General features: G+C 41.9%; 15 protein-coding genes. 4 read left to right on the forward strand and 11 right to left on the reverse strand.

Going from position 1 to position 20866, the window contains the following annotated elements:
* Nucleotides 1-245 precede the first annotated feature (245 nt).
* The 4 genes from BCY91_RS11460 to BCY91_RS11475 all read left to right on the forward strand — a co-directional run bounded on the left by BCY91_RS11460 (nucleotide 246) and on the right by BCY91_RS11475 (nucleotide 5438).
* Nucleotides 246-2120 carry an ATP-dependent nuclease gene (locus BCY91_RS11460; RefSeq protein WP_120182151.1) on the forward strand — a complete coding sequence of 625 codons (1875 nt, stop codon included), beginning with the start codon at nucleotides 246-248 and terminating at the stop codon, nucleotides 2118-2120.
* Nucleotides 2107-3960: a UvrD-helicase domain-containing protein gene (locus BCY91_RS11465; protein ID WP_120182153.1), complete on the forward strand. Its 1854-nt coding sequence runs from the start codon at nucleotides 2107-2109 to the stop codon at nucleotides 3958-3960. The genes BCY91_RS11460 and BCY91_RS11465 overlap by 14 nt, the downstream gene beginning before the upstream one ends.
* A 63-nt stretch (nucleotides 3961-4023) precedes the next feature.
* Nucleotides 4024-4476, forward strand: coding sequence for a DUF551 domain-containing protein (locus tag BCY91_RS11470; protein WP_120182155.1), 453 nt, complete (start codon nucleotides 4024-4026; stop codon nucleotides 4474-4476).
* Nucleotides 4477-4874: 398 nt separating this feature from the next.
* Entirely contained in the window at nucleotides 4875-5438 is a 564-nt protein-coding gene (locus BCY91_RS11475) for a fasciclin domain-containing protein (RefSeq protein ID WP_120182157.1), read from the forward strand.
* A 46-nt stretch (nucleotides 5439-5484) separates the two neighbouring features.
* On the opposite strand, the gene BCY91_RS11480 is transcribed toward BCY91_RS11475, so the two are convergent.
* The 11 genes from BCY91_RS11480 to fucP all read right to left on the reverse strand — a co-directional run bounded on the left by BCY91_RS11480 (nucleotide 5485) and on the right by fucP (nucleotide 20813).
* Nucleotides 5485-6033: an alpha/beta fold hydrolase gene (locus BCY91_RS11480; RefSeq protein WP_120182159.1), complete on the reverse strand. Its 549-nt coding sequence runs from the start codon at nucleotides 6031-6033 to the stop codon at nucleotides 5485-5487.
* Nucleotides 5993-6910, reverse strand: a complete 918-nt coding sequence (locus BCY91_RS11485; RefSeq protein ID WP_120182161.1) for a dienelactone hydrolase family protein — start codon at nucleotides 6908-6910, stop codon at nucleotides 5993-5995. Before BCY91_RS11485 ends, BCY91_RS11480 begins: the two co-directional genes overlap by 41 nt.
* A 284-nt stretch (nucleotides 6911-7194) precedes the next feature.
* The gene (locus BCY91_RS11490) at nucleotides 7195-8976 is read right to left on the reverse strand and encodes an acyl-CoA dehydrogenase family protein (protein ID WP_120182163.1); all 1782 of its coding nucleotides are present in this window, start codon (nucleotides 8974-8976) and stop codon (nucleotides 7195-7197) included.
* Between the two features lie 85 nt (nucleotides 8977-9061).
* A complete protein-coding gene (locus tag BCY91_RS11495) occupies nucleotides 9062-9409 on the reverse strand; it encodes a four helix bundle protein (protein ID WP_120182165.1) in 348 nt (115 codons plus the stop codon).
* Between the two features lie 76 nt (nucleotides 9410-9485).
* On the reverse strand, nucleotides 9486-10661 hold the full coding sequence (locus BCY91_RS11500) for an acetyl-CoA C-acyltransferase (protein ID WP_120182167.1): 1176 nt from the start codon (nucleotides 10659-10661) through the stop codon (nucleotides 9486-9488).
* A 64-nt stretch (nucleotides 10662-10725) separates the two neighbouring features.
* The gene (locus tag BCY91_RS11505) at nucleotides 10726-11079 is read right to left on the reverse strand and encodes a four helix bundle protein (RefSeq protein ID WP_120182168.1); all 354 of its coding nucleotides are present in this window, start codon (nucleotides 11077-11079) and stop codon (nucleotides 10726-10728) included.
* Nucleotides 11080-11130: 51 nt separating this feature from the next.
* A complete protein-coding gene (locus BCY91_RS11510; RefSeq protein WP_182995370.1) occupies nucleotides 11131-13536 on the reverse strand; it encodes a 3-hydroxyacyl-CoA dehydrogenase/enoyl-CoA hydratase family protein in 2406 nt (801 codons plus the stop codon).
* Nucleotides 13537-13543: 7 nt separating this feature from the next.
* Nucleotides 13544-13975, reverse strand: coding sequence for a MarR family winged helix-turn-helix transcriptional regulator (locus BCY91_RS11515; protein WP_120182265.1), 432 nt, complete (start codon nucleotides 13973-13975; stop codon nucleotides 13544-13546).
* Nucleotides 13976-14233: 258 nt separating this feature from the next.
* The gene (locus BCY91_RS11520; RefSeq protein ID WP_120182172.1) at nucleotides 14234-16258 is read right to left on the reverse strand and encodes an aceric acid hydrolase; all 2025 of its coding nucleotides are present in this window, start codon (nucleotides 16256-16258) and stop codon (nucleotides 14234-14236) included.
* A 5-nt stretch (nucleotides 16259-16263) separates the two neighbouring features.
* A complete protein-coding gene (locus BCY91_RS11525; RefSeq protein ID WP_120182174.1) occupies nucleotides 16264-19509 on the reverse strand; it encodes a glycosyl hydrolase in 3246 nt (1081 codons plus the stop codon).
* Nucleotides 19509-20813, reverse strand: coding sequence for an L-fucose:H+ symporter permease (fucP, locus tag BCY91_RS11530; protein WP_120182176.1), 1305 nt, complete (start codon nucleotides 20811-20813; stop codon nucleotides 19509-19511). Before fucP ends, BCY91_RS11525 begins: the two co-directional genes overlap by 1 nt.
* Nucleotides 20814-20866: the final 53 nt, after the last annotated feature.

Raw genomic sequence — 20866 nt, forward strand, 5'->3', positions numbered from 1 at the left:
GTTTAATTACTTATTTCTCGATGCGCTGGAAATGGTTTTGTTGAATATGTAATAAAGATTTCCTTATAATTTATATATGCATTTTCTATTGTGAAATTCTTTCACCATTTTTAGTTATTCCATCAAGGGGGATGCGAAGCTAATTTTGGTAGATCTTCATTATCGCCTATAGCTGTGAGCTATAGACATAAATGAGCGCTTGAAATTCCAGCTTTGCTAATTAAAATTTCATTATTTATTTTCCTATGTACCTACGACAACTAAAGATCTCGGGGTTTAGAGTTTTTAATAGCGAGTTTACTGTTGAACTGACCGAAGGGCTAAATATTTTGGTGGGTGAAAACGCATCAGGTAAGAGTACGATTATAGATGCCCTAAGACTGGTTCTTTTAGAAGACGAATATGGGAAAGCTGGGATTGCGGATACAGATTTTCATCGTTCGATAGTTGATCCGGCAAAATCAAAAGGGGTAGATCGGATTTTATTTAAATGTGAGTTCCAGCTCGAGGGAGAACACGAACAAGTTTCCTTTTTGCCTTGGCTATCTGCCGCTAATCCAAATTCTGCTCTTTTGAATATGGCAATCGAAAATAAGGAAGATGGAAGAGGACGTTTTAAAAGGAAAACGTGGGGGAATGACTGTGAAAGTGGTCTTTTTGAATGGGAGCTACTGTCCACTATCTCTTGCATATATTTACCTCCTTTACGAAATGCTGAAGAGAAATTGCGAGCTTATAAAGGTTCTAAGCTCGCTCGTTTGATTAAAAAGTTGCATCCTGAATTAGGAGACGGAGAGACGCACCCGCTTGAAGCAAAAATTTCCGCATTAAACAAGGAAATGCTAAAAGATCCATCAATTCAAAAAGCTAATAGAATTATTCAAGGTAATATTGTAAACGCAATAGGCTCTATTTTTGGCCAAGATGCTTCTCTTCAATTTGCGGAAGTTAGTATCGATAGGATTATTGAGAAGATAAGGCTATTATTCTACCCGTTTCTTCCCAAGGACGGAGAGCAAAATAATCTCAATTTATTTCGTGAGTTATATGAGAATAGTCTTGGTTATAACAATATACTCTACCTGGCGACTATTCTAGCAGAACTAGAAATTGATTTTGATAACGATATAAATCATAAAGTTCTTTTAATTGAAGAGCCAGAAGCTCATCTGCATCCCCAATTACAGCTTAAATTATTACAATATCTTCAAGAGAAAGCAAAGGAAAGTAAAATTCAAATTATTGTTACAACCCATTCCCCAACCCTTACATCATCTATAGACCTTCATGCTATAAAAGTCCTATCAATCCCGGAGGTGAACGACGCACCAATTTTCACTACCGTAGCAAATTGCGGGGTGTCTCTTCAATCCAAAAGGTTTTTAGAGCGCTGGCTGGATATAACTAAATCACTTCTTTTCTTTTCGAAAGGGATTTTATTTGTGGAAGGAATAGCTGAAGCAATTGTAGTAAAGGAACTTGCGAAGACAGTTTTGATAAAGCTCAATACCGAGTTGGGACATTCAAAATATCATGCTGACCTAGAAGAATATGGCATTTCGATTATCAACTTAAATGGGATTTATTTCAATCACTTTTTTTCTCTGTTTAAAGGATATATACGTTTAGAATCTGGCAGATTTGAACCTTGCGAAAGTATTCCTGTTAGATGTGCAGGTATAACTGATAACGATCCTGAAAAAGGATCTAGGCCTACATCGTCCAATAAAGTTCCTGGAAAAAATCCTCAATTATGGCTTGTTGAGGAGCTTGCTGGGAATTCTCCAAATTGTCGCTTATTCTCAAATCTTAAAACCTTCGAATACGATTTGGCTTTGGAAGGGAATAATTTAAAAATCATGTCCAGCGCGTTGCTTCAGCTTATAGAAACCGATGGGATTATCAAAAGTACCTTGCTTTCATACAGTAAGAAAGAGTGGATAGGTGTGCTTGAAAACGAAAAGAGTGACGCGGCATATTATCTATTAGAGCGAATTGATAAAGGGAAAGGGCAGTTTGCACAAGAGTTGGTTAATTATATAACCGAAAATGACATCAAATTAAGTGTGCCAAGCTATATTGAAAAGGCAATAAAATGGATTATAGATGGAAGAGAATAAGAAAAAGAAAATTCTCTACAAGATCAGTCGTATTCTTAAGTGCAAACTAGAGACACTTTCAAATTTAAGTGACGAACAAGTTTTTTACATTAATTTCTATTGTTTAAGATCTTCATTCCTTGACGCGTGTCCGGGTAGTGGAAAGACTGAGGTATTAAGTTTGAAGTGTTGTCTTGAAGTATTAAAATGGAGGAAGAATAGTAGTGGAATTGCGTTACTAACATTTACTAAAAGTGCAGCTTCTGAGCTTACTAGCAGAATCGGTAAATTTAATACAACCATATCGTATCCTCACTTTGTAGGAACCTTTGATAGTTGGCTCCACGCCTACATTCTTCAACCGTATTGTCATGATCTGGTAGGGTATGGAGGAAAGAATGGTGACAAAAGTATTAGGATTATTGAGGACGACAAAAATGCTTATTTCTTAGCTAATTATAGTTCCATAATCTCATATAAGGGAAAGACATTAGGAATAAGAGTTACACAATACCATTTTACATCAGATTGGAAAGAGGTTTATAGTTATGACGAAAAGTTCGATGTTATAGTGAAGTCAGTTTCTGAAAAGGACTTTAATCAATTGAAAGAACAGAAACTGAAGTTTATCAAAGATGGTTTTGCAACTTATACCGATGCAGAATGCTTATGCGAAAATATTTTAACAAGATTCTCTTTTGTAAAGAGGTTATTAGCAAAGCGGTTTCCTGTTATATATATAGATGAATGTCAAGATCTTTCTGAATTTCAACTAAGGATAATAGAAGGATTGCAGGATGAGGGCGTTTTGATTCATTGCGTGGGCGATCCAAATCAAGCGATTTACAAATTTAGAAAGGTTGATCCAAGCAAATTTTTGAATTTTGTATCTCAAAGCGGGTTACAGATATTAAAACTTAGCAACAACTACAGAAGTAATCAAGCTATCGTTAGTATATGTAGAGAACTTATCAATAGCCGGAAAGAAATTGTAGCTTGTCGATCAATGCCCTCACATCCGGCTACTATTCTCTGGGAATATACGGAAAATGACTTTGGTGATTTACCAAAGCGGTTCTCGGAATTTTTGACTGCGAACGACCTGGACGTTAATAAATCTGCAATTTTAGCTCGCGGCAAAAATACCCTTTCTTACTTTAATGGTTATTCCGAAAATTACAATTTGAACAACGCTGAATTACTTCTTCAAGGATTAGTGCTTTGGACTAACCCAAGTAGAAGAACTGAGGACTTAGATTCAGCATTACAGTTGATCGGTCGAGCTTTATGCAATCTAGGATTTGGAGGCCTTGGTAACAGAAGAAATCAGTTTTGTCCTGATGGAATTAGGCGGATCATATGGCGTAATCAAATTGCAATTTTAGCCAATCAATTGAAAAAACATTGTCCCTTAGTCGACGGAGAACAGCCACTCAAATGGTCACAATGGATAAAGCTGTTAAAGATTGCTGTCCGAGAATATTGGAGTAAGTTCAAGTATTCCACGACTACCTACGAAGAAATAAAGTTAAAGTTACGAGTCCCTAATAATTGTGGGGAAGTGTTAGTTACTACTACTTCAAGCAGAAGAAGACATAAAAACTCCTCCTTAAGAGCAACTACAATCCATAGCGTGAAAGGGGAAACCCTGGATGCGGTATTGCTTGTTTCTCACCGAAATAAGAGCAGCAAAGGAGGGCATCACTCTGATTGGATTGAAGGAGGTTCAAGAGATGAAGAACATGTACGATTTGCATACGTGGCATGCTCTCGTCCCAAACACCTCTTAGTGTTGGCAACACCAAAATTAAGACAGGTAGAATTAGCCAATTTAATCAAGCTTGGTTTTCAAACAGTATAATAGCGCCACTTCTAAACAACTCTTGAAGAGTTTCTTTATTATTTTCATGTTATTTAAAACACGATGAAACAACAGCAAAAATATAATAACGGTCAATCTTTATATTACATTGACTACACGGGTTACGAGGTTTTTAGAGCTAAGATAACAGTTTATGAACCGAGCACCTTTTTATATAAAATCAATTTTAAAGTATCAGGAACTGATTTAGTGATGATTGCCGATGTGCCAGAGCAAAGTCTGATTACGTTAGAAGAATTGATGACAAATAGAAATTCAGTGAATACCAATCTTCCAGAGGGCTTTAAAGACGAATCTGTCGGGACATTGCTTTTTGTGTCAGCAGGAGAAATTTACGTTGGTACATTAAATTTTGATAAAAATTGGAAAGATTACAAGACTGGGAACTACGTAGATGATGTGACTCATTGGATGCATGTAGAAGGATTTCCAGACACAGAATTTGGAAGCGCCAGGTTCTATGATGAGGGAGAACTAACAGATGAACCTCAATAATTTTTACCTTTTTCTATACATTTAAAGCTATTTTTTTATATTTGCATAACGAAATCGTTCTTTAAACAAAATCAAATAAGTACAAAGAAAAAGGTTACTAATTCGGTTACCTAGATTTTAAAAGGCTTTGTAAGTTACTGACATTCAAGTGAATGTGATAAAAATATACGATCCCAGCGGGATCACAAAGGCAATTCATATTCGGGATTGCCTTTTTTGTTAATTCGGTCTAAAAGCATTGACTATTGGGATTCAGCAACTTAAATCCTCGCTTTCCTTTCGAAATCCTGATCCAAAACAATTTTCCAACTGACTACCATCACCTCTATAAAATGACGCCCGTCATAGCTATGTAAAAGTTTTGTTTACAAATTGTGAGCAATAAAAATCTTATAATTATGAAACTAAAACTTTTTACAACTTCCATTTGCATGGCTTTGCTTTTTGGATGCGGAAACGCAGACAAAGTAGCCGATGCGACCACCGACCATCAACATGAGCAAACCGCTGGTGGCGGACAATCGACCGTGAAAGACGATGATTCGCAAAAAAACATTGTACAGGTAGCCTCAGAAAGCCCGGACCACACTACTTTGGTGGCGGCCGTAAAAGCAGCAGATTTAGTAGATGCATTGGTAAATGCCGGCCCCTTCACCGTATTTGCACCAACAAACGCCGCCTTTGACAAATTGCCTGCGGGTACGGTAGACGATTTATTAAAGCCAGCCAACAAAGAGAAACTAGCGGACATTTTGCAATACCACGTTTCTTTAGGCGTTTTAAAGACGGCTAATTTTACAGACGGACAAGTAATTGGACAAGTGAACGGAAACAACATTACCATAAAAATGGAAAATGGCAGACCTAAAATTAATGGCGTGGCAAATATAATTGCCGAAGTGCCTGCTGCCAACGGCGTAATTTATGTAATTGATAACGTATTGTTGCCTCCAACAAAATAAAAGAGCTTTCCCAAAGCAATAAGCTTTTGGGAAAGCCTTAAACTTTTTAATAAAGCTTATGTGTTGCAAAAAAAGTCTTCAACGCTTCGGTAGTAGCTTCTAATTTATCGTGGTGCAAACTGTGTCGGCTACCTTCAATATGGATGAGCTTACCGCTCTGTATCACCTTAGCTACTTCTTCATTTGATTTACGAACATCTTCGTTAGCATCTGCCTTTAAAACAAGTGCAGGCACTTTGATATTTGCTAAGGAGTTGCCAATATTCATGGTTCCACTCATAGCCTGTTGTGCCCCTGGCGTATAAGCGCCATGATATTGTATTTTAGACAAAGCGCAGTATTTCAGATCTGTATCGCTCCACATTGGGTTTTGTTTACGGCCATGCGCTAACAGCTCATCAAATGTGTAGTTATTTTGGGCTACTAATTTTTCTGGCGCACCGAACATCCCTACAGAAACTTTTTTAGGGAGAGTTTCGTTATTTGTAGTATTACTTTTTGCAGGTGGCGCAAGCAAAACAAAGGCTAACAGTTTTAAGGTTTTTATATCCAGCCTATTTGATGTTTTTACGTTCAACTTTCCAGCCTTCAGCATAGGGGAACTTGCTTAAATCGCCTTTAAAAATAGATGCGGCTTTTTTATCATCTTTCAACTGCCACTTATACCAATCTGTTGCCACACGTGCAAATTCGCCTCCGTGGGCTTGGCGATAAGTACCGCCATGGCCTACATTTAGATTTGCTAAAAATATCGGCACATGATTAATGTTGGCATAGTCGTCCATCCCATTTTTGTACGCAATATCTTTTTCGCCCCCCAGCATATAAATCACCGGGGTATGGATAAGCTTTAGATTTTCTTTGGTTAAATTCGGCATATTGCTAATGCCGTTTCCCGGAGTGTTAAAAATACCGCTATTGAATACGCCTAGCGCGCTTACCCGGGGGTCTGATGAAACTTCAAGCGCTTGTAAACCGCCGCAAGACATGCCGCTTACCGCGATTTTTTTAAGATTTAGGGTTTGATAATAAGGTTGGGATGGATTTTTATCTTGCTCAAAAGCCCAATCTATGGCGTCCGTCAGCTTAGAGGAAGTAGATTTCGCACGCTCTTCCTCTCCTTCTACCGGTATTGGCCCCACGGCAATGATAAAGAAACCGTGGGATGCAATTTCTGAAAGAAAATTGACATGTTCCCAAGGCGAGTTGGCGCAAGCGCCATTACCCCAAACAATAATGGGGAGTTTGTTTTTCCCTTTAAAAGCCGACATATCTTTTGGCCTAAAAATCGTGTGCGTAGGCAATGATGAATCTGTCAACATTAGGGCTTTAAAAGGTCCGGTGCCGCCATCTTCCACAACGCGCGATTTGAGGGTTGAGGATGGTAGTTCTTGAGCTTTTAACCCATTAGGATAAGAAAAGGTGGCGAGCAGAAACATCAGCGCACTACCTATTTTTAGTGTTCTTTTCATTTATAGGTTTCTAATTTTTAAAAACCTAAAATAAAGATTATAAATAATATTAGTTAGCGCTGTCATTGGAAAGTCTGAGAGGCACACCCTTTAATTCTTAGAGCCCTGAGGAACCTCTAAAGGACGGGTAGATTATTCTAAAATCCCTTCTATCCGAAGAATTTAGCGAAGAGCCTCTAAGGGGATTCAAGAATGGAACAGCGTCTCCAGACTAGCAAATCCATCAATAAAAAAAAGCCGCCCAAAACAATTCTGAACGGCTCTTCCTCCACTTAAAGTGCAAATTAAAAACAATATTTATTAGCGTCTATCAATTGTTTCGCAACCCTTTGGCGGGCATCTTTAATATTAAAAGGCTTAACTTTTGTAAAGCGGCGCAAGCCCATCAACATCATGTTCAGCTCGTCGCCTTCGGCAAAAGAATTCAGTGCTTCCTTGCCTGCTATAGCTACCTTGTCTACCGCTTCTTGCAGGTAAATGCGCGCCATATCCAGCTGGCCTTTGCAAGCTTCCTCTCCGCGCATGCTCACCAATTTCTCCACCCTCAACAAAGTAGATTCTGCCACATAAACATAACCTATGATATCCGCAATGTTCATTAAAATTTCTTGTTCTTTAGCCAAGGTCATCATCAGCTTTTGCACAGCCGAACCGGCAATCATCAAACCTGCTTTTTTGAGATTCTGTAAGGTTTTCTTTTCTGCTGCAAAAAGGGTGTCATCTTCCTCGGCAAAATCCGGAATCGACATTAATTCTCCGGCCACTGCCGTCGCAGGCGTCATCAAATCTAACTCGCCTTTCATCGCACGCTTTAGCAGCATATCCACAATCAGCAAACGGTTAATTTCATTGGTGCCTTCAAAAATGCGGTTAATCCGGCTATCGCGATAAGCGCGCTCCATCGGCGCATCCGCGCTGTAACCCATACCTCCGTAAACCTGCACACCTTCATCTACCACATAATCCAACATCTCAGATCCCCAAACTTTTATAATGGCACACTCTACCGCAAAAGCCTCTGTAGATTTCAATTTGGCTTTACCCGAATCCATTCCGCCTGCAACCAAAGCATCGTAGGCGTCGTCAATATTTTGTCCGGCGCGGTAAGCTGCGCTTTCCACTGCAAAATTACGCACTGCCATTTCTGCTAATTTATAGCGTATAGCACCGAATTTTGAGATGTTAAGCCCAAACTGCGAACGCTCGTTAGCATAATTTATGGCCTGATCTATCACCTTACGGGACGAGCCAATTGCCGCCGCGCCCAACTTAATACGCCCGATGTTAAGGATGTTCACCGCTATCTTAAAGCCGTTCTCTCTTTCGGAAAGGAGGTTTTCTTTTGGAACGGGACAATCGTTAAAAAACACCTGACGGGTAGATGAACCTTTAATACCCATTTTGTGCTCTTCGGGGTTCATGGTAATGCCACCAAAGTTTTTTTCTACAATAAAAGCAGAAAGGTTTTTATCATCGTCGATCTTTGCAAAAACGATAAACAAATCGGCGAAGCCGCCGTTGGTAATCCACATTTTTTGTCCGTTGAGGATGTAGTGCGTGCCCTCGGCATTTAAAACAGCTTTGGTTTTACCCGAGTTGGCATCCGAACCGGCATTGGGTTCTGTTAAACAATAAGAAGCCTTCCATTCGCCCGAAGCCAGCTTAGGGATGTATTTATCTTTTTGTTCCTGATTGCCATAATATAAAATCGGCAAGGTTCCAATTCCGGTATGTGCCGACAAAGCTACCGCGAAAGAATGGCCAGCGCCAATGGCATCAGTCACCAACATGGAAGTATTGAAGTTTTTACCAAAACCGCCATACTCTTCGGGGATAGAGACTGCCAGCAAGCCAAGCTCACCGGCTTTGTCCAACAGCGATGGCATTAAACCTTCTTCCAGCTGGTCAATCCGATCGAGGTTGGGCGTAACTTCCGTTTCCAGAAAATCCTCGCAGGTTTTTTTAATCATCACCGACTCTTCATCAAATTCTTCTGGGATGAATACGTTTCTAAAATCTGTTTCGGAGATGATGAACTCTCCGCCTTTTGTTGATTTCTTTTCCATCTTGTTAGGATTAACGATTAAAGAAGAAGGAACAAATAGAGGTTTGCCAACATTAAGCAATGGCTTCTTTTCACTTCTTCTGAATTTATTTTTGTAATGTTTTGATAAAAGCTACCATCATCTTTTGTAAATGCACTATTTTATCAAAGATGTCGTTCGATTCGGACGCAAAACCAAGATCTACCGCTAATAGTAATTGAGTTTCCAACTCATAAAGTGAGCCTAGACTGATGCGTAAAAACTGACAAAAATCTTTGTCCGTGCCTCTGGCGGATCCTTCGGCAATGTTTGAAGGGACAGAAATAGCGGAGCGGTTTATTTGGCTAACCAGCCCAAATTTCTCTTCCATTGGAAAACTGGATGTTAGAACATAAACTTGCTTTACCAATGGACGAGCATCTTTCCAAATATTCAGCTGTCTAAAATTGTGCATCAGTAAATCTTTTGTAATTTCTTTATTCCTTGTTCTTTAATCCTTGTTCCTCTCTCTCCTCTCTTACATCTCACATCTAAAAAACCTCAAACACCCCGGCCGCGCCTTGCCCCGTGCCTACGCACATGGTTACCATTCCGTATTTCTGGTTTCTTCGTTTTAGTTCGTTAAAAATCTGGACAGAGAGCTTTGCCCCGGTACAGCCCAGCGGATGCCCCAATGCGATGGCCCCTCCGTTTACGTTTACTTTTTCGGGATTTAGACCTAAGGTTCGGATAACAGCCAAAGATTGTGATGCGAAAGCTTCGTTCAGCTCTACTAAATCCATCTGCTCTAAACTCATGTTTGCTTGTTTAAGGGCTTTTGGCACCGCTTCTATGGGGCCAATTCCCATTACACGTGGTGGAACGCCGGCTACCGAGTAGCTCAGCAATTTCGCTACTGGCTCTACATTTAAAGTCTTCAGCATCTGTTCCGAAACTACCAAAACGAAAGCTGCACCGTCTGATGTTTGGGACGAGTTACCTGCCGTTACAGAGCCTCCAGCGGCGAAAACCGGTTTCAGCTTTCCCAAAGCATCTAAAGAAGTGTCAACACGTGGCCCTTCATCCGTGTCTACCACGTATTCACGGGTTTTCTTCTTCATATTATCGTCTAAGTAGGTTTCTTTTACTGTAATGGGTAAAACTCCCGCTTTTAAATGCCCGTTTTTGATGGCCTCTATTGCTTTCTGGTGCGATTTTAACGCAAACTGGTCCTGGTCTTCGCGACTGACCTGATATTCTTTCGCTACGGCTTCGGCGGTTAAGCCCATGCCCCAATACCAATCGGGGTTTTTCATGGCTACCTCCGGATTAGGCACCACTTTCCATCCGCCGAAAGGCATTCCCGACATTACTTCGACCCCGCCAGCAACAATGCAGTGCGCCATGCCCGCTTTTATCTTCGCCACCGCCGTAGCAATGGTTTCTAGGCCCGAGGCACAATAACGGTTCATGGTAACGCCGGGAACTTTATCGGTATCTAAAGCCATTAACGAAACCATCCGGGCAATGTTTAAACCTTGCTCGGCTTCCGGCGTGGCGTTGCCAACAATCACGTCGTCTATTTGTTCCGGGTCAAGGTTTGGGACAGATTTTACCAATTCTTTAATTACTTCCGCCGCCAAATCGTCGGCCCGGGTAAAGCGGAAAACACCTCGTGGTGCCTTTCCAACTGCTGTTCTGTATCCTGCTATGATGTATGCTTCCATTTTATTTAGTATTGAGTAGAGCGTAAAGACTGAATAATACCCGATATTCAAATCTCACTACTATTTATTTACTTAACGATAATTGAAGTTTGTAATTCATTTTTTGGATTTCATCAATGTTTTCTAAGACTTCATCTGTAGACTTTTCATCAATAAAATTCAATCTATTTGCGATAATGGCTTGAGTCTGTAATTCGTAGGCAGAGCCATTTGCAATTCCAAGAAATTGTTTAAACTCTCCTTTGGTGTTCCGCCCGGCACCTTCAGAAATGTTAGACGGAATGGAAACAGCGCATCTTCTTGTTTGAGAAGTCAATCCAAACCGTTCATCCGAAGGAAACTTAGCTGATAACTCATAAACTTTTACAGCTAAATCTATTGCCTTATTCCAGATTTTCAACTCTTTAATATTGTGCATAATTCCATATTCTTATTACGTTTGAAAGTTCTCAATACTCACATCGCAATACTAATTGCGCAACGGTTTTCCTTTTGTTAGTATCGATTGTATTCTTTCCAAAGTTTTCTTCTCGCCGCACAGGCTCAAAAATGCTTCGCGTTCTAAATCCAGTAAATATTGCTCTGTAACCAAAGTTGGTGCAGATAAATCGCCACCGCACATCACATAACCTAGCTTTTGCGAGATTTTTTGATCGTACTCTGAGATGTAATTGGCCGAGCGCATACTGTTGGCACCGGCGTAAACCATGCCTAAGCCATACTTACCTAAAACTTTGATGTCTTTCCGTGGTGCAGGTGGCGTATAACCTGCGTTTGCTAATTCTAGCGCCTTCGCTTTGGCATCGGCAATTAAACGGCTGCGGTTCATGGTGATCGCATATTTATCTTTTAAAAGATAGCCAAGCTCATAAGCCTCTACCGCAGAAGTTGAAACTTTAGCAGTAGCTACGGTCAAGAATTTCTCTTTAAGCACATTTTGCTCAATTTGCTCTGCATGGTATTCATCAGAAGCGCGCAAAGCCATCTCTTTTGTGCCGCCACCGCCAGGAATTAAGCCTACGCCAAACTCTACCAAACCCATATAGGTTTCTGCGTAAAGCTGCACATGGTCGGCGTGCATAGAAAACTCGCAACCACCGCCTAAGGTAAGGTTATGTGGCGCTACCACTACCGGAATTGCCGAATGGCGTATCCGCATGGAAGTATTTTGGAATAGCTTAATCGCCATATTCACCTCGTCCCACTCCTGCTCTACGGCCATCATAAAAATCATTCCCACGTTGGCGCCAGCAGAAAAATTAGCTCCATCGTTGCCAATCACCAAACCGCGATAATCTTTTTCCGCAAGGTCTATCGCTTTATTAATACCGCTCAAAACCTCGCCGCCGATGGTATTCATTTTGGTGTGGAACTCCAGATTCAAAATTCCGTCGCCTAAATCTGTGATGGTAGTACCGGCGTTTTTCCAAACAGTTTTGCTTGCGCGGATGTTATCTAAAATAATAAAAGCATCTTGCCCGGGGATGGCTTTATAACTTTTGCTGGCGATGTCATAATAGCGTTTGTTGCCGTTTTCAATTTGGTAAAACGACTGATGACCGGCATCCAGCATTTCGCTAACCCAAGCTGCAGGCTGTTTGCCATTAGCTTTCATCATTTCTACACCTTCTTTTACGCCCAACGCATCCCAAACTTCAAAAGGTCCAAGCTCCCAACCAAAGCCTGCACGCATAGCATCATCAATCCTATACAGCTCATCCGATATCTCTGGGATACGGTTGGACACATATTCAAACAATCCGGAAAACGAAACCCGAAAAAATTCGCCGGCTTTATCTTTCCCCTGCGCATAAACCTTCATGCGCTGCGCTAAGTTTTCTATAGGTTTGGTGGCTTCTAAAGTTGCGGATTTAACTTTCTCTTGCGGGCGGTATTCCAACGTCTTTAGGTCCAGCGCCAATATTTCGGTTTTGCCGCTTTTGTCTTTTGTTTTTTTGTAAAAACCTTGTCCGGTTTTATCTCCCAGCCACTTGTTTTCCTGCATTTTCTGCACATAGTCTGGCAACACAAAAACATCTTTTTGCTCATCATCCGGCGCATTCTCGCGCAAGCCGTTGGCAACGTTAATCATCGTATCTAAACCCACCACATCTGTTGTGCGGAAAGTTGCCGATTTTGGACGTCCCAAGGCCGGACCGGTAAATTTATCAACCTCCTCTACCGTTAAATCCATTTTTTGCACCAAATGCAAAAGCGCCATAATGGAATAAACGCCAACTCGGTTTGCGATAAAAGCCGGCGTATCTTTACATAAAACGGTGGTTTTACCTAAAAACTTGTCGCCGTAGTGCATTAAAAAATCCACCACACTTTTATCCGTGTGCGGTGTCGGAATAATTTCTAACAGGCGCAAGTAGCGCGGCGGATTAAAAAAGTGAGTGCCACAGAAATGTTTTTGAAAATCTTCTGAACGTCCCTCGGCCATTAAATGGATGGGGATGCCAGATGTATTGGAACTTATTAACGTTCCTGGCTTGCGAAACTGCTCTACCTTTTCGTAAACGGATTGCTTAATTTTTAGGTTTTCTACCACCACCTCAATTACCCAATCGCAGGTGGCAATGTCTTTCATATTGTCGTCAAAGTTGCCTGTGCGGATGTTGTTAAGCACCGATTTGCTGTACACCGGCGAAGGGTTTGATTTTACCGCGAAAGCCAGCGCATCGTTTACAATGCGGTTGCGCACTGCTGGGCTTTCTAGAGTTAAACCCTTTGCGGCTTCCTTCTCGTTGGGTTCTTTTGGCACAATATCCAACAGCAAAACCTCTACACCGATATTTGCAAAATGGCAGGCGATGCGCGAGCCCATGATCCCCGAACCTAAAACTGCTACCTTTTTAATTTTTCTGTTCATCATTTTTTCAAGGCTTGTAATTATTTGTCAAATCGTTTACGCGTATAAGCGAACTGATTAAATGCTGTTTTTCTTCCTCGCCCAAATTGGCATCTAAATAATCGTTAAACTTTTTTACCACCACGCGCGCCAAGTGCCGTTTTTCTTTGCCTAAATCTGTTAAATACAGATTTACAGAGCGTTTATCTGTATGGTGCGCTTCGCGATAAATTAAACCGATACGCTCTAAATTGTTGAGCATCCGACTTAAACTGGTGGACTTTAAACCCAGTAACGCGGCCATATTTGACACCGTAGTTCCATTTTGTTCATCGATATTCATAAGCAAATAACCGATGGACTGCGTGATACCAAACTCTGCAGCCAGCTGGTTATAACTGTTGGCGATGTTTTGCCACGTTATTTTAAGATGGTAATCAATAGTTTCCTGTTGTTTCATATTCAAAGGTTTGTGGTTACAGGCAGCTGCAGTACCAAATGTAAACATCTTTCATTTATTATGCAAGCATAATAAAATTATCATTGGGTTGGAGCTTGGATTAAAAAAAAACGCCGGATTAAAATTGATTTTGTGAGATGAATTAATAAAAAAACGCCGGGCTAAAGGCCGGCGCTATTGATTTTAAAATGTGTTTGGATGTATAAAATCTGGACTAAAGTTCCAGATTTAGCCGTTTGCTTACAGCCTAATTTTCAGTTATTTGCTCACCGGCAACCAAACGGACATTTCGCTCACATGCCCGCGGTTGCCCCAAGCGTAATACGGAATTAAAGTGATAGGTGCTTTTTGTTCTGTGGCATTTACCTCGCGATATAACTGGTTTTTCCAGCTCTGTTGGTTGTTTATCAAAGCTTCGCCGTTTAAAACTAACATTTTAGCACCCTCAATTTCTTTTAGTTCTGGTGAAAACCGGATATCCGTTGGTATGGTGTAATCAAAAACTTTATTGCCATTATCTTTAGATTCGGCACAATAAACCACCGGACCGTATTTTACGGCCACTTGGTTGCGTGATTCTTCCACCATCGGGTTGGCTTCCATCAATTTGGCTTCCATCGGCAAAAGCAATTCTATCACATCTCCTTTCTTCCATTTCCCGTTCACTGCAAAATAGGCTCCCGCCAGCAAAGCATCTTTATAAAGCTTACCGTTTACACTTATTTTAGCTCCTTTACACCATCCCGGGATACGGAAACTAATATCTTGCGTCTGCTTTAAACTTTTATGGATTTTAAGTTTTACCAAGCCGTTCCATGGATAATCACTGTCTTGTGTCAGGCTTAATTCTTCGCCATTCTGTAATTTGGTTTTAAGCGTGTTGCTGCCGTACAAATTAACGAATAAGCCGTTTTTTCCGATGCTATAAGCGTAATCACTTACCTCGGCAATGGTGCGCACCACATTTGGCGGACAGCAATTGGACAATGAGATATAAGGAACACGATCTTTAGACCAACGTTGCTTAAACGGTAACTCGTCCGAGTAGCTCAAAGGGTTGGTATATAAAAACTTTTTTCCGTCTAAACTAATGCCCGATAGCACGCTGTTGTACAAAGCCGTCTCCATAACATCGGCGTATTTGGCATCGCCGGTAATTTGCAGCATACGCCAGTTCCACAACACATTGCCTATGTTGGCGCAGGTTTCGTTATGAGCAGTGAAATTTGGCAATTGATACGGACGGCCGTAAGCTTGGTGAATTTTTTGAACCTCGGTTGGGTTATAAGAGGTCCCATCAGGCGAAGTACCGTCATACAGCGAACCGCAGCCACCGGTAATGTACATTTTATGCTGTGTCAAATCATCCCACATCATATTTAAACGTTCCATTAGCTTGGCATCGCCGTTTTCGGCATATAAATCTGCTACGCCGGCATATAAATAATTGGCACGCACGGCATGCCCGGTAATGTGCGTTTGTTGCAAAAACGGAATACGGTCTTGGTTATCATCGGTTCCGTCTTCAATATCACCTTTTATAGCGATAAGGTGTTTAGCCAGTTCTAAATAACGAGGATCTTGTGTGGTGCGATACATTTCTATGGTACCCATGTAATGCGATGGGCAAATGGCATTGCGCGCCAAAGTTGGCGATGCCTTTTTATAGAAGTTATACAGGTAATCTGTCGCTTTTTTAGCCACGTTCAGCAAAGACGTTTTTCCGGTTGCGCGGTAATGCACGCAAGCAGCGGTCATTAAATGGCCAATATTATAAGCTTCAAAACTTAAACGATCTTGAAACTGGTTTTTCTCGCCAGTGTTGCGTTGTTCAATCATTGCTTTGGTGTAGATATAACCATCTGCACGTTGTGATTTTGCAATCACCGCAATAGCTTTATCCATCATTTGATCCAGCTTTTTGTCTTTGGTAACGGCGTACATGTTGGCCACACCCTCCAAAACTTTGTAAAAATCGCCATCGTGAAAAGACGGTCCTTTATGCTGGCCGGTATCCAAACCTGCTGCAATCTCAAAATTTTTGAAGGCATGGCTTACGTCGGCATCCATGTAGGTATCCCAAATGTGTGGAATCATTGAGGTTCGGCAAACTTCAAACCTATCGCCCCAAAAACCGCCTGTCCAGCGCACATCTTCCATGTTTGGACTATGGAAAACCGCAAATTTGCTGTTAGCTGTGTTTGTTAAAGCCTTTTGTTGGGCAAAACCATAATTAAACGCCAGCGCTAAAGCCAGCGCAAATCCTACAAATCTTTTTCCCATGATATTTATTTTAGCTCTTTTTCAATTACAACTGGGCCTAGCAAACCTGCCGGCAATAAAGGGTCGCCCTCTAAACGGTAAGGCGCGGTTGTGTGCGTAATACGTTTGCTTTCTGGCAAAGTTTGGTCTCCTATTAAACGATTGTGCCAAGTATTAGTAAGCGAAATTTCGACGCTATTTTCCCCTTTTTTTAAGGCCTTGGAAATATCAATGCGATGCGGTGCAGTCCAAACCGTACCCAATTGCTGGCCGTTTACTTTTATGCTTGCCAAATCGTGCATCTCTCCTAAATTGAGGTATAAATGATTTTTTATTTCTCTCCTTTTCAGCTTAAACGTGTTGCTGTAAACCACTGTGCCCGAATAATATTTAACTGCCGAATCTGCAAAAGACGTCCAGCTTTTTAGGCTGTCAATTTTTAAACTTGCTGTAGGGCCACCGTAATTTTCATCGAATTTTAACGTCCAGCTTCCGCCGATGGTTTTTAACGCTTCATAGCTTTTCCAGTTTGCGGCACCAGATTTTGTTTCGCCTTTCGGCTGATTGTTGAACACCACAAAAAGCGATTGTGCAGGAGCAAGTTTTATAGGGATGATGCTGCGGTTGTTTTGCGTTGTCAGCTGGTTTACCGGCGACCATTTGTCCCAAACGGGATCATAAAATTGTGCTTGTGCGGCCGTGTGACGAAAAGAGAAGGTTAATAGGCGCTCTTTTTCTTGCTGGTTGCTGATGAAATAAATTTCTTCATTGCCCGCAGATCGGTGGTTAAAGGCAATATCTTGGGCATACACGCCAGAATCTTCTGTAACTATCAAGTCCTTCTCGATCCCAAATTCAGAAAAATCTGCTTTCGTGTAAGGCTTGTCCTTAATTACCGCAATGCCTTGTTGCTCTAGTTCGCTGATTTTATTTATGGTGGCTTCGCTGATGATATTACTTGGGTTCATCAAGTTTTCTACGGGCAAAACCAGTATTTTATAAGCTACGCCATTTTTGCTAAACTTTACACGCCCATCTTTTACAACAGCATTTTGCAAAGCATCCGGATTAAAAGAGTCATAGGCGTAGCCTTGTAAAGGATTAACCCATTTTTCGGCTTGGAAACCGTTCGCAGTATTGGTAACCCCTTTCGGGATTTTTTGCAGAGGTACATCTCTATTCTCGTATCTCAATTTCTCAGAAGCTACCCTTTCGGCACCAAAAATCCCCGGAAGGGTACTTACAAAACGGTCGGGCAGTAAAGAACGGCGCGGAACTTCATCGCCGGTGAACACCGCAATATCCCGTACAGGAACACCTTTTTGCAGTAATTTTTGAACGTTGTACGCGTAATTTACCCAAGCCTTGCCCGGTTTCCACCAAGTTTGGTCGCGCTGGAAATATAAACCTACGCCGTCTAAAGTCATCCCGGGTTTTTTATCCAACCAGGGGTTTAAAGTGTAAACATGATAAACCAATTTATTTAGCCCAAGCGCGTAGTTGCGGTCTTGCAAAGTCTTTAACATCCCGGGCTGCTCTGTCCAATCCATCCTCACGGTAGTAAAACCTTCTGCTTGGATAATCGGCTTACCGTAAATATGACCGGCCGAAACTGCATCCAGCATATCATTGGGTTTGTCATGCGTTGGGCTGTTTAACCAAAACTCGCCCATAGGCACATCCACCGTTTTAAAATGTAACATGCCATCGCTAACCATGGTAGGCGCCACATTTTCTGCCGCAAAAGAAAGCTGTTGCTCATCGCCCAGCTTGCGCAAGGTTTTATAAAAAACATCGTTCACCAACTCGGCAATGGTTTGGCGGATATCATACAGCACCTGCTCAGATTTGGCTACGCTTTCTATCGGCACGCCGGCCATCACAGGCAAGTAAGGCATCAGATCATAGCCTCTTCTTTGCTTAAACTCGCCAGCAAAATTAGCCGACCAATTTTGGCTTCCACACTCCCAGCTATCAATATAAAAACCGGGAATAGCATCGCGGTTTTCGGCACCTACCCTTTTCAAAATTTCGCCCAACCAACTGTTAAAATGCAGTTCTACCGCTTTAGGATTAAATTTATCTAACTCTAAACCTATACCGCCGCCGCCGGTTGCGTTGGTGTGCCCAGTTGAGGTATGGCCCATCCTCAAGATTGTCCAGTTGCCGGCTGGCGCTTTCCAAGTCAGGTTGCCATCTGCATCTACAAAGTGGCTTATATCAATAATTTGCGCGGGATTTACGCAAAGCTGATTGCTGATTTCTTCTTCGGTAGTTCTTTCGCTGATGCGCCACACGCCGCCGTTCTTACTTTCGAATTGATTAATTACCGGCTCCGAGAACAATTGTAGTCCTGTAAGTTTTAAGGACGGCTTCCATTTAGCGGCGTCCAAATTTTCATCGGCCGGTAAAGAGCCTTCTTTATTATACACAAAACGGAAATATTTTGCGGTAACAGGTTTTATGCTGTACGTATGTTCTTCATCTGTATCTTGCCAACCGTGGCGTGGGGCTTGCAGTTGCTGATGATTGGTGAAATTTAGCCCATCTGTGCTGGTTTGCAACAATAAACGTTGTGCTTGGTAGTTATTGCCATTACTTTCAACCCGTACGTTGCGCAAGGTAAATGGTTTTGCAAACTGGTAAGTAATATACGCCGGCTCTGATGAACGGAAAGATTGTTTACCATCTGGCCTGACCAAAAAATCAACATTCTCGCCGGTGCTGGCAGTAATTTCAGGATTTAATGTCTGGCTGTTCTCGCCTGCTCCAGTTAAAGATGGGAAAGCAAAAACGCGAATGTCTTCGTAATAATCTGCATGATGTTTGGGCTTGGTAAGCTTCAGTTTCAGTTGCCGGCCGCCGGTAACATCGCTTCTGCTAAACACTACTTTTTGCATAGAAAGCTCCGGCGTAATCCAAGGACCACCGGCTAAAGCGAAACCATCGCTCACGTGCATCGTAATTTTTAAATCCAAACGTTTGGCCTCCGCCACAGCGAAAGTGACCATCTCCCACCACTCGGGACTTAGTTGTTCTGCAATAGGCGTATAAGGCGGATTATTTTTGCCACTTTGGATAAATGCCAAGTAGGCGCCACCAATGCCAGCCTGTTTCATCGCTTCCAAATCGGCGGTGATGCCGGCTTTAGAAACGCCTGCTTTAACCCAATACCACATGACTAAAGGCTTGGCGTTTTGGTTTTCCTGTGCCTGCAATTGCAAAGCGCACAACAACACCAAAACCGCCAAAACTCTTCTGCAAAAAATCATTACGTTGCCTTTGTTTTTACTTTGTAACCAAATAATCCGAAATATAAAATGATGAGGAAACAGATAAGCGGGATGATGTAACCTGCCTGTATATCATCGTGTTTCATATCAATTAAAGTCCCCATCCCGTAAGGTAAAATTGCACCGCCAACAATAGACATTACCAGCCACGAAGAGCCGGTTTCGGTGTTCGATTTAAGATCAACAATACCCAATGCAAAAATGGTTGGGAACATAATAGACATGAAAAATCCGATGCCGCCCAAAGCGTAAATCACATAAATTCCGCTTCCATAAATTGCCACTGCGCATAGGATTACGCTTAAAACGCAATAGATAGAAAGCAGGACGTGATCTTTAACATATTTTAGGAAAAAAGTACCGATGAAACGACCTGCCATAAATAAAAAGCCGTAGATACCAAGGTAATAACCCGCCGTTTTCTCGTCCATTCCGGCGCCCTGCTCGGCCATACGGATAAAAAAACTAGTTACGCAAACCTGCGCACCCACATAAAAAAACTGCGCTACTACCGCCCAGCTTAGGTGCGAAAACTTTAAAACCGAGAAAAAGCCCGGCTTCACCTCCACCTCGGTATGTTCTGGCTTCATTGCCGGCAACTTCATAAAAATGAAAATAACCGCCACCAATAGTAACACGCTACCCAGCACAATGTAAGGCAGTTTTACTGACGACGCCTCGCTCATAAGGTAGGCCGAACGCTCTAGCTCTGGCATGGCTTCCATTTGCTCTGGCGTATAATTTTTGCCCGAAAGGATAAACAAAGAACCCACTACCGGGGCTACCATAGCCGCCAAGCCGTTAAAAGAAGCTGCCAAGTTTAAACGCTTTGAAGACGACTCTGGCGGACCTAAAATAGCGGCATAAGGGTTGGCGCTGGTTTCTAAAATGGTTAGTCCGCAACCAATTACAAACAACGCGAATAAAAATAGCTCGTAAGCGCGGGTATTTGCTGCCGGCACAAATAAAAATGCACCCAAGGCAAACACCAATAAGCCGGTTACGATGCTGTTTTTGTATCCAAATTTTTTGATAATCATCCCGGCAGGGATAGCCATTACAAAATAAGCGAAAAACACCGCGGTATCAATTAAGGTAGATTGCCTGTTATTTAGTTGGCAAGCTTTTTTTAGATGCGGGATAAGGATGGAATCCAGGTTGTGCGCCATTCCCCATAGAAAGAATAAAAGCGTTACTAAGATAAAGGGCAACAGGTATTTATTGCCTTTGCCTTGTTCGGTGGGCACTTCGTGCAGATCGCCCAGTTGATTGGTTACTTGCATATTTCGTTTGTTAGGATTTAGTTGGTTAGGTGTTAGTTGGTTAGGTGGCTAGG

The sequence above is a fragment of the Pelobium manganitolerans genome, assembly GCF_003609575.1.
GTDB lineage: Bacteria > Bacteroidota > Bacteroidia > Sphingobacteriales > Sphingobacteriaceae > Pseudopedobacter > Pseudopedobacter manganitolerans.

Coding starts and splice junctions, on each gene's coding strand:
- BCY91_RS11460 (WP_120182151.1), top strand. CDS start 246: ATGTACCTACGACAACTAAAGATCTCGGGGTTTAGAGTTTTTAATAGC.
- BCY91_RS11465 (WP_120182153.1), top strand. CDS start 2,107: ATGGAAGAGAATAAGAAAAAGAAAATTCTCTACAAGATCAGTCGTATT.
- BCY91_RS11470 (WP_120182155.1), top strand. CDS start 4,024: ATGAAACAACAGCAAAAATATAATAACGGTCAATCTTTATATTACATT.
- BCY91_RS11475 (WP_120182157.1), top strand. CDS start 4,875: ATGAAACTAAAACTTTTTACAACTTCCATTTGCATGGCTTTGCTTTTT.
- BCY91_RS11480 (WP_120182159.1), bottom strand. CDS start 6,033: ATGCTGAAGGCTGGAAAGTTGAACGTAAAAACATCAAATAGGCTGGAT.
- BCY91_RS11485 (WP_120182161.1), bottom strand. CDS start 6,910: ATGAAAAGAACACTAAAAATAGGTAGTGCGCTGATGTTTCTGCTCGCC.
- BCY91_RS11490 (WP_120182163.1), bottom strand. CDS start 8,976: ATGGAAAAGAAATCAACAAAAGGCGGAGAGTTCATCATCTCCGAAACA.
- BCY91_RS11495 (WP_120182165.1), bottom strand. CDS start 9,409: ATGCACAATTTTAGACAGCTGAATATTTGGAAAGATGCTCGTCCATTG.
- BCY91_RS11500 (WP_120182167.1), bottom strand. CDS start 10,661: ATGGAAGCATACATCATAGCAGGATACAGAACAGCAGTTGGAAAGGCA.
- BCY91_RS11505 (WP_120182168.1), bottom strand. CDS start 11,079: ATGCACAATATTAAAGAGTTGAAAATCTGGAATAAGGCAATAGATTTA.
- BCY91_RS11510 (WP_182995370.1), bottom strand. CDS start 13,536: ATGAACAGAAAAATTAAAAAGGTAGCAGTTTTAGGTTCGGGGATCATG.
- BCY91_RS11515 (WP_120182265.1), bottom strand. CDS start 13,975: ATGAAACAACAGGAAACTATTGATTACCATCTTAAAATAACGTGGCAA.
- BCY91_RS11520 (WP_120182172.1), bottom strand. CDS start 16,258: ATGGGAAAAAGATTTGTAGGATTTGCGCTGGCTTTAGCGCTGGCGTTT.
- BCY91_RS11525 (WP_120182174.1), bottom strand. CDS start 19,509: ATGATTTTTTGCAGAAGAGTTTTGGCGGTTTTGGTGTTGTTGTGCGCT.
- fucP (WP_120182176.1), bottom strand. CDS start 20,813: ATGCAAGTAACCAATCAACTGGGCGATCTGCACGAAGTGCCCACCGAA.